The organism is Pseudomonas sp. RIT288 (assembly GCF_000631985.1).
Classification (GTDB): Bacteria; Pseudomonadota; Gammaproteobacteria; order Pseudomonadales; family Pseudomonadaceae; genus Aquipseudomonas.
In genome coordinates, this window is record NZ_JFYN01000001.1 from 34,920 (window position 1) to 47,877 (window position 12,958).

At 59.4% G+C, this 12,958-nt stretch carries 10 protein-coding genes; all 10 read left to right on the top strand.

Annotation, left to right across the window (positions count from 1 at the left end):
• Nucleotides 1-120: 120 nt before the first annotated feature.
• The 10 genes from BW33_RS00170 (at nucleotide 121) to BW33_RS00215 (ending at nucleotide 12,907) form a co-directional block, all read left to right on the top strand.
• Nucleotides 121-2,919, top strand: a complete 2,799-nt coding sequence (locus BW33_RS00170; protein ID WP_047596429.1) for an LPS-assembly protein LptD — start codon at nucleotides 121-123, stop codon at nucleotides 2,917-2,919.
• Entirely contained in the window at nucleotides 2,900-4,216 is a 1,317-nt protein-coding gene (surA, locus tag BW33_RS00175; protein WP_047596430.1) for a peptidylprolyl isomerase SurA, read from the top strand. The genes BW33_RS00170 and surA overlap by 20 nt, the downstream gene beginning before the upstream one ends.
• Nucleotides 4,213-5,202, top strand: coding sequence for a 4-hydroxythreonine-4-phosphate dehydrogenase PdxA (pdxA, locus tag BW33_RS00180; protein WP_047596432.1), 990 nt, complete (start codon nucleotides 4,213-4,215; stop codon nucleotides 5,200-5,202). The genes surA and pdxA overlap by 4 nt, the downstream gene beginning before the upstream one ends.
• The gene (gene rsmA / locus BW33_RS00185; protein ID WP_047596434.1) at nucleotides 5,199-6,014 is read left to right on the top strand and encodes a 16S rRNA (adenine(1518)-N(6)/adenine(1519)-N(6))-dimethyltransferase RsmA; all 816 of its coding nucleotides are present in this window, start codon (nucleotides 5,199-5,201) and stop codon (nucleotides 6,012-6,014) included. The genes pdxA and rsmA overlap by 4 nt, the downstream gene beginning before the upstream one ends.
• A 113-nt stretch (nucleotides 6,015-6,127) precedes the next feature.
• Complete coding sequence (apaG, locus tag BW33_RS00190; protein WP_047596435.1) at nucleotides 6,128-6,508, top strand: Co2+/Mg2+ efflux protein ApaG; 381 nt, start codon at nucleotides 6,128-6,130, stop codon at nucleotides 6,506-6,508.
• Nucleotides 6,508-7,389, top strand: a complete 882-nt coding sequence (locus tag BW33_RS00195; RefSeq protein WP_047596436.1) for a symmetrical bis(5'-nucleosyl)-tetraphosphatase — start codon at nucleotides 6,508-6,510, stop codon at nucleotides 7,387-7,389. Before apaG ends, BW33_RS00195 begins: the two co-directional genes overlap by 1 nt.
• A gap of 33 nt (nucleotides 7,390-7,422) precedes the next feature.
• Nucleotides 7,423-7,752, top strand: a complete 330-nt coding sequence (gene glpE / locus BW33_RS00200) for a thiosulfate sulfurtransferase GlpE (protein WP_047596437.1) — start codon at nucleotides 7,423-7,425, stop codon at nucleotides 7,750-7,752.
• Between the two features lie 294 nt (nucleotides 7,753-8,046).
• Nucleotides 8,047-9,969 (top strand): PrkA family serine protein kinase, encoded by a 1,923-nt coding sequence (locus tag BW33_RS00205; RefSeq protein WP_003228848.1) that lies wholly within the window; start codon nucleotides 8,047-8,049, stop codon nucleotides 9,967-9,969.
• A gap of 107 nt (nucleotides 9,970-10,076) precedes the next feature.
• Nucleotides 10,077-11,348: a YeaH/YhbH family protein gene (locus tag BW33_RS00210; RefSeq protein ID WP_003228849.1), complete on the top strand. Its 1,272-nt coding sequence runs from the start codon at nucleotides 10,077-10,079 to the stop codon at nucleotides 11,346-11,348.
• Nucleotides 11,345-12,907, top strand: coding sequence for a SpoVR family protein (locus BW33_RS00215; protein WP_027610714.1), 1,563 nt, complete (start codon nucleotides 11,345-11,347; stop codon nucleotides 12,905-12,907). The genes BW33_RS00210 and BW33_RS00215 overlap by 4 nt, the downstream gene beginning before the upstream one ends.
• The last annotated feature ends 51 nt before the right edge of the window (nucleotides 12,908-12,958 follow it).

Consider the following 12,958-nt stretch of genomic DNA (forward strand, 5'->3'; position numbering starts at 1 on the left):
TCCGACGGCGCTAGCCGTCAAGCGGGTCATGCTTTATTATCCAGCATCTTTTTCAGACCATCGAGAGGCGTGCGGCCCACACCGCGGGCAGATGGCACGCAGGAAGCCCGGACTAATAAGATGGCATTGAAATCCCCCGCGTTTCGTAAAAAATTTCCGTTGTTGGTAACCGGCAGTCTGCTGGCTATGCAACCTCTGGCCAGTCAATTCGTTGTTGCCGCCGAGCAGTATGACTGCGCCGTCTCGGCAACGGGTGGCTGGGCGTGTGCGCCCAAGACGCCGGCAGCTGCATTGCCGCCGCGTCCGGTGCATGACGGCAGCGCTGTCAGCGCCGCCGGCGAAGCCCCGGCCCAGAACGGTTCCACATCCGACACCGGCGCCAAGCCTGTGCTGGTCACCGAAGCCAAAGGCCGCGGCCTGAAATCCCGTAGCGAAGACTACAGTCACCTCGACTGGGTTCCGCGCGAGAAGCTCACCGCCGCCCAATTGGCCGAGACCGGTCCTTACTGCTCTGGTTCCTATATCGAACCGATTCGTCCTGGCATGAATGACAAGACGAATAAAAGTGACGCACCGACCTTTATCGGCGCCAAAGCCTCGCGCTACAACACCGAAGATCAGGTGGGTACGCTGGCCGGCGACGTGGTCCTGCGTCAGGGCAGCATGCAGGTCGAGTCCGACGAGGCCAGCCTGTACCAGGCCGAGAGCCGCGCCGAACTCAATGGCGACGTGCGCATTCGTGACAACGGTGCACTGATCGTCGGCGACCACGCCGATGTGCAGCTCGACACCGGTGAAGCCAAGGTCGACAACGCCGAATACGTGATGCACAAATCGCGCATCCGCGGTAACGCGCTGTACGCCAAGCGTGCCGAGAACGCGATCATCCGCTTGAAGGACGGCACGTACACCACGTGCGAACCGAACAGCAACGCCTGGCAGCTCAAGGGCAACAACATCACCCTGAACCCTGCCACCGGCTTCGGTACCGCGACCAACGTGACACTGCGGGTCAAAGACATTCCGATCCTGTACACGCCGTACATCTACTTCCCGATCGACGATCGTCGCCAATCGGGCTTCCTGCCGCCAACCATTGGCACCGGCAGCGACACCGGCTTCATGCTGGTCACCCCGTACTACTTCAACCTGGCGCCGAACTACGATGCCACGTTGTACCCGCGCTACATGAGCAAGCGCGGCATGCTGGTCGAAGGTGAGTTCCGTTACCTGACCAAGTCCAGCGAAGGCCAGTTCGGTGCGGCGTATCTGAACGACGAAGATACCGACCGCAGCAAGCAGACCGACTACGAAAAAAATCGCTACATGTACAACTGGCAGCACAAGGGCGGTCTCGACTCCCGTGTGATGACTCAGGTTGATTACACCAAGATCAGCGATCCGTATTACTTCCAGGACCTGACCACCGATCAGATCGGTGTGAAGAGCGCTGACTACGTGAACCAGCAGGGTTCGGTGACCTATCGCGGCGACAGCTACACCGCTCGCTTGAATGCTCAGCAGTACCAACTGGCTACTGTTTCGAACATCACGCCGTACGGCCGTCTGCCGCAGATCACTTTCAACGGTCAACTGCCGTATCACCCGGAAGGTTTGAACTTCGATTACGAGACCGAGATTGTTCGGTTCGATCGTGACCTGCAAAACGGCAACTTTACCAATGAAGACGGCACCATCTCGCCTCGCCTGGATACCAACGTATTTGGCCTTGCGCGTGCAAACGGCGACCGTCTGAACCTGAAGCCGGGCGTCAGCCTGCCAATGAACTGGACATATGGTTTCCTGAAGCCATCGCTCAAGTACCAGTACACCCAGTATCAACTGGATCTGGACGGTACCGGCAAGTCCCAGATTGCTGCGCAAACCGCCGAGCAGAACAAACTCAACGGCACCTTCGACAGCAACCAGAACCGTGGCGTACCGATCGCCAGCGTCGACAGCGGTCTGTACTTCGACCGCAACACCTCGTACTTCGGCAAGAACTATCGCCAGACCCTGGAACCGCGTCTGTTCTACCTGTATGTACCCAAGGTTGATCAGGAAGACATTCCGGTATTCGACACCAGCGAATACACCTTCAACTACGCGTCGCTGTTCCGTGACAACCGCTTCTCCGGCTCCGACCGTGTCGGCGACGAGAACAAGCTGTCGCTGGGCGTGACCAGCCGCTGGATCGAAGACGACGGCTTCGAGCGTCAACGTGTCAGCGTCGGCCAGGCTTACTACTTCAAGGACCGTGAAGTACAACTGCCAGGCATTGCGTTCAAGGATCGCAAAGATGCCCAGTCCGACGTATCGCCATACGCGCTGGAATACGAGTACCGCTGGAACCGCGACTGGCGCACCACGGCCGACTACAACTGGGACCCGGACAGCCGCAGCCCGCGTTCCGGCAGCGCGATGTTCCATTACCAGCCTGAAGACAACCCGAACAAGGTGGTCAACGTCGGTTATCGCTATCGCAACGACCAGGTTCGTTACGACCAGAACACCGGTAAATGGTCGGTGGGTGGTGGCGACTATGGCACTCCGGGCCAGCCTGGCTACGTGAAGGACTACTACAAGATCCAGCAGCATGACTTCTCGGTCATCTGGCCGATCGTTCCACAGTGGAGCGCGATCAGCCGCTGGCAGTACGACTACAACCGCAACCGTACGCTGGAAGCCTTCGGTGGTTTCGAATACGACAACTGCTGCTGGAAACTGCGCCTGATCAACCGTTACTGGGTCAGCTATGACGAATTCAGTCAGAACGCCCCGGAAAACGAAAAAGGCGACCACGGCGTCTTCCTCCAAATTGTTCTGAAGGGACTCGGCGGCCTGACTGGCGCCAAGGTAGAGAGCTTCCTCGACAAAGGCATCCAAGGTTATCGTCAACGTGAAGACCAAGCTTTCTGATTCTCTGCGCCCGCTGCTGCTGGGCGCGCTGTTCCTGGGTACTGCGGCCAACGCCGCAGTACAGTCCATCGATAAAGTGGTCGCGATCGTTGATAACGACGTGGTCATGCAGAGCCAACTGGACCAGCGCGTCCACGAAGTTCAGCAGACCATCGCCAAGCGTGGCGGCGGCATGCCGCCTCCGGGCGTGCTGGATCAGCAGGTGCTCGAGCGCCTGATCGTCGAAAACCTGCAACTGCAGATCGGCGAGCGCTCCGGCATCCGCATTACCGATGAAGAGCTGAACCAGGCGGTTGGCACTATCGCCCAGCGCAACAACATGACCGTGGATCAATTCCGCGCCGCCCTGGCTCGCGACGGTTTGAACTATGACGACGCCCGTGACCAGATCAAGCGCGAGATGATCATCAGCCGTGTGCGTCAGCGTCGCGTGGCAGAGCGCATCCAGGTCTCCGAGCAGGAAGTGAAGAACTTCCTCGCCTCCGACTTGGGCAAGATGCAACTGTCCGAAGAGCTGCACCTGGCCAACATCCTGATTCCTACACCGGAAAGCGCCAACTCTGATGCGATTCAGAGCGCTTACCGGCAGGCGATGGACGTTTACCAGAAGCTCAAGCAAGGCGCTGACTTCGGTCAGATGGCCGTTGCCAGATCCGGCAGCGACAATGCTCTGGAAGGCGGCGACATGGGCTGGCGTAAAGCCGCGCAACTGCCACCACCGTTCGACCGTGAGCTGAGCAGCATGGCCGTTGGCGACATCACCCAGCCTGCACGCACCCCGGGTGGTTTCATCATCCTCAAGTTGCTGGCAAAACGGGGTGGCGAAGCGCAGATGCGTGATGAGGTGCATGTGCGCCACATCCTGGTCAAGCCAAGCCCGATCCGTGACGAAGCCAAGACCAAGGCCCTGGTGCAGTCGCTGTACGAGCGCATCCTGGCTGGCGAAGACTTCGCTGAACTGGCGAAGAACTACTCCGAAGACCCCGGTTCGGCGCTCAACGGTGGCGACCTGAACTGGATCGATCCGAACGCACTGGTACCGGAATTCCGCGAAGTGATGGCCAAGACCCCACAAGGTCAGCTGTCCAAGCCGTTCCAGACTCAGTACGGCTGGCACGTGCTGGAAGTCCTTGGCCGCCGCGCCACCGACAGCACCGAGCAGGCTCGCGAGCAACAAGCGATGACCGTTCTGCGTAACAAAAAATACGATGAAGAGCTGCAAAACTGGCTGCGTCAGATTCGTGAAGAAGCCTACGTAGAAATCAAACTCCCTGGTGCAGACCAGGCAGCGCAGTGAAACCCAAGCGTTTCGCGCTGACACCCGGCGAACCAGCCGGCATCGGTCCCGACCTTTGCCTGCTGCTCGCCTCGCAAGCCCAGCCACACCCCCTGATTGCCATCACCAGCCGCGACCTGCTCACCGAGCGGGCCGCGCAGCTGGGGCTGGCCGTCTCTTTGCTGGAGGTGGCACCCGGCCGATGGCCGGATATGCCCGCACCCGCCGGCAGCCTGTACGTCTGGGACACCCCGCTGAGCACTCCCGTGGTTGCCGGGCAACTGGACAAGGCTAACGCCGCCTTCGTTCTGGAAACCCTGACCCGCGCCGGCGACGGCTGCCTGAACGGCGACTTTGCCGGGATGATCACCGCTCCCGTACACAAGGGCGTGATTAATGAATCGGGTATCCCGTTCTCCGGGCACACAGAATTCCTCGCCGACCTGACTCATACCGCACAAGTGGTCATGATGCTCGCCACCCGTGGCTTGCGCGTGGCACTGGTCACCACTCACCTGCCCCTGCGCGAGATTGCCGATGCAATTACGCCGGAACGGCTGGAACGGGTCACGCGGATTCTGCACGCCGACCTGCAAGACAAATTCGGCATTGCCCAGCCACGCATCCTGGTCTGCGGACTCAACCCGCACGCCGGCGAAGGCGGACACCTGGGCCATGAAGAAATCGACATCATCGAACCGACATTAGAGCGCCTGCGCGGCGAGGGCATGGACCTTCGTGGCCCGCTGCCTGCCGACACTCTGTTTACCCCAAAATATCTGGAGCACTGCGACGCAGTGCTGGCGATGTACCACGACCAGGGCCTGCCCGTGCTGAAGTACAAAGGCTTCGGCGCCGCGGTCAACATTACCCTTGGCCTGCCGATCATCCGCACTTCGGTCGATCACGGCACCGCCCTGGATCTGGCCGGCAGCGGCAAGATCGACACCGGCAGCCTGCAGGTCGCCCTGGAAACCGCTTACCAGATGGCCGAGACCCGTTTATGACCGAGCAATACCAACACAAGGCGCGCAAACGCTTTGGCCAGAACTTCCTGCACGATGCCGGCGTCATCGACCGCATCCTGCGCTCCATCAGCGCCAAATCCGGCGACCGCATGCTGGAAATCGGCCCGGGCCAAGGCGCACTGACCGCTGGCCTGCTCAACTCCGGTGCGCAACTCGACGTGGTGGAACTGGACAAGGACCTGATCCCGATTCTCAACCAGCAGTTCGCCGGCAAGAGCAACTTCAACCTGCATCAGGGCGATGCGTTGAAGTTCGACTTCAACACCCTCAACGCCGCGCCGAACAGCCTGCGCGTGGTTGGTAACCTGCCGTACAACATCTCCACGCCGCTGATTTTCCACCTGTTGAACAACGCCGGCATCATTCGCGACATGCACTTCATGTTGCAGAAGGAAGTGGTCGAGCGCCTGGCGGCTGGCCCGGGCGGTGGCGACTGGGGCCGCCTGTCGATCATGGTTCAGTACCATTGCCGCGTGGAACACCTGTTCAACGTCGGCCCGGGCGCATTCAACCCGCCGCCGAAGGTCGACTCGGCCATCGTTCGTCTGGTGCCGCACGCGGTGCTGCCGCACCCGGCCAAGGATCATCGCCTGCTCGAGCGCGTCGTTCGCGAAGCGTTCAACCAGCGTCGCAAGACCCTGCGCAACACCCTCAAACAATTGATGACCGCCGCCGAGATCGAAGCCGCCGGTGTCGATGGCAGCCTGCGTCCCGAGCAACTGGATCTGGCCGCATTCGTGCGCCTGGCCGACAAGCTTAGCGAGCAAGCCCCCGCCCCCACCGCCGACTGACTGGCGATGAACGCTATCGGGCAGGCCGCCACTCTGGTTTACTGCCCGATACTTGCCTAGACTGACTCCCATCAGCTACGCCCCGCGTTCCGCTTTGCTTAAGGCCCTTTTGCATGTCCGATCCTCGTTATAAGGTCGACGTCAGTGTCGTTACCCGCTACCTGGCAGACCAATCGCAACCCGAGCACCACCGCTTCGCCTTCGCCTACACCATCACCGTGCAGAACAATGGCGAGCAGCCCGCCCGTCTGATATCGCGGCACTGGGTGATCACCGACGGCGACGGGCATGTCGAAGAGGTTCGCGGCGCAGGCGTTGTCGGCGAGCAACCGCTGATCGACGCAGGCAAAAGCCACACCTACAGCAGCGGCACGGTCATGACCACCAAGGTCGGCACCATGCAGGGCACCTACGAAATGGTCGCTACCGACGGCAAACATTTCGACGCGATCATCAAACCTTTCCGCCTCGCCGTCCCCGGAGCCTTGCACTGATGACGACGTACGCCGTCGGCGACCTGCAAGGCTGCCTCGAACCACTCAAATGTCTGCTCAGGCAAGTGGCTTTCGATCCGAAGCTTGATCGGCTGTGGCTGGTCGGCGATCTGGTCAACCGTGGCCCTCAGTCGCTGGAGACCCTGCGTTTTCTCTACGGCATGCGCGAGTCGCTGGTCTGCGTACTCGGCAACCACGACCTGCATCTGCTGGCCGCCGCCAACAATATCGAACGCCTGAAGAAATCCGACACCCTGCGCGAGATTCTCGAAGCCCCTGATGCTGCCGAGTTGCTCGAATGGCTGCGCCAACAGAAACTCATGCACTACGACGAGCAACGCGATGTGGCCATGGTGCACGCGGGCATACCGCCGCAGTGGTCACTGCGCAAGGCCTTGAAGTACGCCGCCGAGGCCGAAGCCGCGCTGCGTGACGACAACCTGTTTGCGCTGTATCTCGATGGCATGTACGGCAATGAGCCGGCGAAGTGGGACAGTGATCTCACTGGCGTGACCCGCCTGCGCGTCATCACCAACTATTTCACCCGCATGCGCTTCTGCACCGCCGACGGCAAGCTCGATCTCAAAAGCAAGGAAGGCCTGGATACTGCCCCTCCGGGCTACAAGCCATGGTTCCAGCACAAAGAACGCAAGACCCACGGTCTGCGGATCATCTTCGGCCACTGGGCCGCGCTGGAAGGCAATGTTCAAGAACCGGGCATCTCGGCGCTGGACACCGGCTGTGTCTGGGGCGGCAGCCTGACCCTGATGAACGTCGACAGCGGCGAGCGTGTGTCGTGCAAATGCGATGAGCACGGCGGGCTTGCACCATCAGTCGCACCACTTATCCCCGAAACTTCGCCAGTCAGCGCGCCGCGTTAGACTGCGCATTCTGCCGAGCAACAGGAACCCGCCATGAGCGAATTCAAACGAATCCCCCCGGAACAGGCCCAGGCCCTGCGCGAGCAAGGTGCCGTGGTGGTCGATGTACGTGATCCTGCCACTTTCGCCGCTCTGCATATCAGCGGTTCGAAGCATCTGGACAATCACTCCCTGCACGCCTTCATTCAAGGCGCCGACCTCGATGCACCGACCGTTGTCGTCTGCTATCACGGCAATTCCAGTCAGGGCGCTGCTGCCTATCTGGTCAGCCAAGGCTTCTCCGACGTCTACAGCATGGACGGCGGCTTCGAGTTGTGGCGTACGACTTATCCTTTGGAAACCGCGCAAGGCACCGCCGAATAATTTTTTTGCAGCACGCAGGCCCCGGCTCACGCGGGCCTGCGCGTGGCAGACGAACGGTCTGCCACAACTAATTACGTATCTCGCCTTTACCTCTCGAATTCCCAACTATCCTTAAGCCCAGGCCATCCAAAACAGGGGAGAGCCGGTACACCGGCGCACGGGTCATCGGGAGTGACTTTCAAGGTTGTCGACCGCGAAAGTGTTCTGGGGGGTAAACAAGCGGCCACCGCGGCTGCTTGCCAGCATCGACTGAGTGACCCGGCGTCGGCTCCACGTATCGAGCGAGGTGACGTCATGAGTATCTTTAGCCACTTCCAACAACGCTTCGAGTCCACACGCCAGGAGGAACTCTCGCTGCAGGAGTACCTGGAGCTGTGCAAAAAGGATCGCAGCGCTTACGTTTCCGCCGCCGAGCGTCTATTGATGGCCATCGGCGAACCCGAGCTGCTCGATACGTCGACCAACTCGCGGCTGTCGCGGATCTTCTCCAACAAGGTGATACGTCGTTATCCGGCCTTTGAAGACTTCCACGGGATGGAAGAATGCATCGACCAGATCGTCTCGTATTTCCGCCATGCCGCCCAAGGCCTGGAAGAGAAGAAACAGATCCTCTATCTGCTCGGCCCCGTCGGTGGCGGTAAATCGTCCCTGGCCGAGAAGCTGAAACAGCTGATGGAAAAAGTGCCCTTCTATGCGATCAAGGGCTCGCCGGTATTCGAATCGCCTCTGGGTCTGTTCAACGCCACTGAAGATGGCGCGATCCTCGAGGAAGACTTCGGCATCCCACGGCGCTACCTGAACACCATCATGTCGCCGTGGGCGACCAAACGCCTGGCCGAGTTCGGCGGCGACATCAGTCAGTTCCGTGTGGTCAAACTGTATCCGTCGATCCTCAACCAGATCGCCGTGGCCAAGACCGAACCGGGCGACGAGAACAACCAGGACATCTCGGCGCTGGTGGGCAAGGTCGACATCCGCAAACTCGAGGAATACCCACAGAACGACGCCGACGCCTACAGCTACTCCGGGGCGCTGTGCCGGGCCAACCAGGGCCTGATGGAATTCGTCGAAATGTTCAAGGCACCGATCAAGGTGCTGCACCCATTGCTGACTGCCACGCAGGAAGGCAACTACAACAGTACCGAAGGGCTGGGGGCGATTCCGTTCACCGGCATCCTGCTCGCGCACTCCAACGAATCGGAATGGCACACCTTCCGCAACAACAAGAACAACGAAGCCTTCATCGACCGGATCTACATCGTCAAAGTGCCGTACTGCCTGCGCGTCAGTGACGAGGTGAAGATCTACGACAAATTGTTGTTCAACAGTTCGCTGGCCAAGGCCCATTGCGCGCCGGACACCTTGAAAATGCTCGCGCAGTTCACTGTGCTGTCGCGCCTCAAGGAGCCGGAAAACTCCAACATCTATTCGAAGATGCGCGTCTACGACGGGGAAAACCTCAAGGACACCGATCCAAAGGCCAAGTCGATCCAGGAATACCGGGACTCGGCCGGCGTCGACGAAGGCATGAACGGTCTGTCGACCCGCTTCGCCTTCAAGATCCTGTCCAAGGTGTTCAACTTCGATCCGCATGAAATCGCCGCCAACCCGGTGCACCTGTTGTATGTGCTGGAGCAGCAGATCGAGCAGGAACAGTTCCAGGCCGAGACCCGCGAGCGTTATCTGCGCTACCTCAAGGAGTACCTGGCGCCGCGTTATATCGAGTTCATCGGCAAGGAGATCCAGACCGCTTATCTGGAGTCTTACAGCGAGTACGGGCAGAACATCTTCGACCGCTACGTGCTGTATGCGGACTTCTGGATTCAGGATCAGGAGTACCGCGATCCGGAAACCGGCGAGATTCTCAACCGTGTCGCTCTGAACGAAGAACTGGAGAAAATCGAGAAACCGGCAGGCATCAGCAATCCGAAGGATTTCCGCAACGAGATCGTCAACTTCGTGTTGCGCGCCCGGGCCAACAACAATGGCAAGAATCCGACCTGGCTCAGCTACGAAAAACTGCGGGTGGTCATCGAGAAGAAAATGTTCTCGAACACCGAGGACCTGCTGCCAGTCATCAGCTTCAATGCCAAGGCCAGCAAAGAGGATCAACAGAAACACAACGACTTCGTCACTCGAATGGTCGAACGCGGCTACACCGACAAACAGGTAAGACTTCTGTCCGAATGGTACCTACGGGTCCGGAAATCGCAGTAAAACAGCTACAAGCTTCAAGCTACGAGCTGCAAGAAAAAAGCATGTGAACGCTGTGCTTCTACTTGCGGCTCGCAGCTCACAACTTGAAGCTGCCCGGAGGGCCACGTATGAGCTATGTGATCGACCGACGTCTCAATGGCAAGAACAAGAGCACGGTGAACCGCCAGCGCTTCCTGCGGCGTTACCGTGATCACATCAAGAAGGCTGTCGAAGAGGCGGTCAGCCGCCGTTCCATCACCGATATGGAACACGGCGAACAGATCAGCATTCCCGGTCGCGATATCGACGAACCGGTGCTTCACCACGGTCGCGGCGGCAAGCAGACCGTGGTTCACCCCGGCAACAAGGAATTCACTGCCGGTGAACACATCGCCAGGCCACCGGGAGGTGGCGGCGGACGCGGTCCCGGCAAGGCCGGCAATTCCGGCGAGGGCATGGACGAATTCGTCTTCCAGATCACTCAGGAAGAATTCCTTGAATTCATGTTCGAAGACCTCGAACTGCCGAACCTGGTCAAACGCAACCTCAGTGGTACCGACACGTTCAAGACCGTACGCGCCGGGATCAGCAACGAGGGCAACCCATCGCGGATCAATATCATCCGCACCCTGCGCTCGGCCCACGCCCGGCGCATTGCGCTGTCCGGCAGCAGCCGCGCCAAACTGCGCGAAGCCAAAGAGGAACTGGCGCGGTTAAAGCGCGAAGAGCCGGATAACTTCGGCGATATCCAGGAACTCGAAGCAGAAATCGAAAAGCTCAGCGCGCGCATCCACCGCGTGCCCTTCCTCGATACGTTCGACCTCAAATACAACCTGCTGATCAAGCAACCCAACCCCAGCTCGAAAGCGGTGATGTTCTGCCTGATGGACGTGTCCGGCTCGATGACCCAGGCGACCAAAGACATCGCCAAACGCTTTTTCATCCTGCTGTACCTGTTCCTCAAGCGAAACTACGACAAGATCGACGTAGTGTTCATCCGTCACCACACCAGCGCCCGGGAAGTGGACGAGGAAGAGTTTTTCTATTCACGGGAAACCGGCGGCACCATCGTCTCCAGCGCCCTGAAGCTGATGCAGGAGATCATGGCCGAGCGCTACCCGAGCAACGAGTGGAACATCTACGCCGCTCAGGCTTCCGACGGCGACAACTGGAACGATGACTCGCCGATCTGCCGCGACATCCTGATCAATCAGATCATGCCGTTTGTGCAGTACTACACTTATGTGGAGATCACCCCGCGCGAACACCAGGCCCTCTGGTACGAATACGAACGCATCGCCGAAGCCTTTTCCGACACGTTTGCCCAGCAGCAACTGGTCTCGGCCGGAGATATCTATCCGGTCTTCCGTGAACTCTTCCAGCGCAGGTTAGTGACATGACCGCCAAAGAGCAGAAACGCCAACCCATTTCCACCGGCTCCGAATGGACGTTCGAGCTGATCCAGGCCTACGACCGCGAGATCGCCCGGATTGCGGCCGGCTACGCCCTGGACACTTATCCCAACCAGATTGAAGTGATCACCGCCGAGCAGATGATGGATGCCTATGCCTCGGTCGGCATGCCGCTGGGCTATCACCACTGGTCCTACGGCAAGCACTTCCTCAGTACCGAGAAATCCTACAGCCGCGGTCAGATGGGGCTGGCCTACGAGATCGTGATCAACTCGGATCCGTGCATCGCCTACCTGATGGAAGAAAACACTATCTGCATGCAGGCGCTGGTGGTGGCGCACGCGTGCTACGGCCACAACAGCTTCTTCAAGGGCAATTACCTGTTCCGCACCTGGACCGATGCCAGTTCGATCATCGATTACCTGGTGTTCGCCAAGCAGTACATCATGCAATGCGAGGAACGCCACGGTATCGATGCGGTGGAGGACCTGCTCGACTCCTGCCATGCGCTGATGAATTACGGGGTCGACCGCTACAAACGTCCGTATCCGATTTCCGCCGAGGAAGAACGCCGGCGGCAGAAAGATCGCGAAGAGCACCTGCAGAAGCAGATCAACGATCTGTGGCGCACTATTCCCAAAGGCGCGGACAAGTACAGCGACAAGGACAACGCCCGGTTCCCGGCCGAGCCGCAGGAAAACATTCTGTATTTCATCGAGAAGCACGCGCCGTTGCTGGAGCCGTGGCAACGGGAGATCGTGCGGATCGTGCGCAAGATCGCCCAGTATTTTTATCCACAGCGTCAGACTCAGGTAATGAACGAAGGCTGGGCCACGTTCTGGCACTACACGCTGATGAACGACCTGTACGACGAGGGCCTGGTGACCGACGGGTTCATGATGGAATTCCTCACCTCGCACACCAGCGTGGTGTTCCAGCCAGGCTTCGACAGCCCCTACTACAACGGGATCAACCCTTACGCGCTGGGCTTTGCGATGTATCGCGACATCCGCCGCATGTGCGAAAACCCCACCGAGGAAGACCGGCGCTGGTTCCCGGACATCGCCGGTTCCGACTGGCTGTCGAGCATCAAGTTCGCCATGAGCAGTTTCAAGGATGAGAGCTTCATCCTCCAGTACCTGTCACCCAAGGTTATCCGCGACCTGAAGCTGTTCAGCATCCTCGATGACGATCAGAAGGACGATTTGCTGGTACCGGCGATCCATGACGAAACCGGTTACCGGATTATTCGTGAAACCCTCGCCGCGCAGTACAACCTTGGCAACCGCGAGCCGAACGTGCAGATCTACAGCATTGACCGGCGCGGCGACCGCTCGCTGACCCTGCGTCACCAGCAACATGACCGCAAACCCTTGGGCGATTCCACCGACGAGGTACTGAAACATTTGCATCGGCTGTGGGGCTTCGACATTCACCTGGAAACCCTGCAGGGCGACCAGATCATGAAAACTCACCACGTACCGCCGCGAAGTGAACACAGCGAAGGCGATTACGGTCGGCTCGACCTGGCCGTGATTCATCTCTAGATGCGGTTTTGACCTCCGAAAGTCCGACGCAAGGGTTATCCTGTCGGGCTA

Bases quoted from the DNA above. Each gene is read 5' to 3' on its own strand.
- BW33_RS00170 (WP_047596429.1), top strand. From the start codon at position 121: ATGGCATTGAAATCCCCCGCGTTTCGTAAAAAATTTCCGTTGTTGGTA.
- rsmA (WP_047596434.1), top strand. From the start codon at position 5,199: ATGACCGAGCAATACCAACACAAGGCGCGCAAACGCTTTGGCCAGAAC.
- apaG (WP_047596435.1), top strand. From the start codon at position 6,128: ATGTCCGATCCTCGTTATAAGGTCGACGTCAGTGTCGTTACCCGCTAC.
- BW33_RS00195 (WP_047596436.1), top strand. From the start codon at position 6,508: ATGACGACGTACGCCGTCGGCGACCTGCAAGGCTGCCTCGAACCACTC.
- glpE (WP_047596437.1), top strand. From the start codon at position 7,423: ATGAGCGAATTCAAACGAATCCCCCCGGAACAGGCCCAGGCCCTGCGC.
- BW33_RS00205 (WP_003228848.1), top strand. From the start codon at position 8,047: ATGAGTATCTTTAGCCACTTCCAACAACGCTTCGAGTCCACACGCCAG.
- BW33_RS00210 (WP_003228849.1), top strand. From the start codon at position 10,077: ATGAGCTATGTGATCGACCGACGTCTCAATGGCAAGAACAAGAGCACG.
- BW33_RS00215 (WP_027610714.1), top strand. From the start codon at position 11,345: ATGACCGCCAAAGAGCAGAAACGCCAACCCATTTCCACCGGCTCCGAA.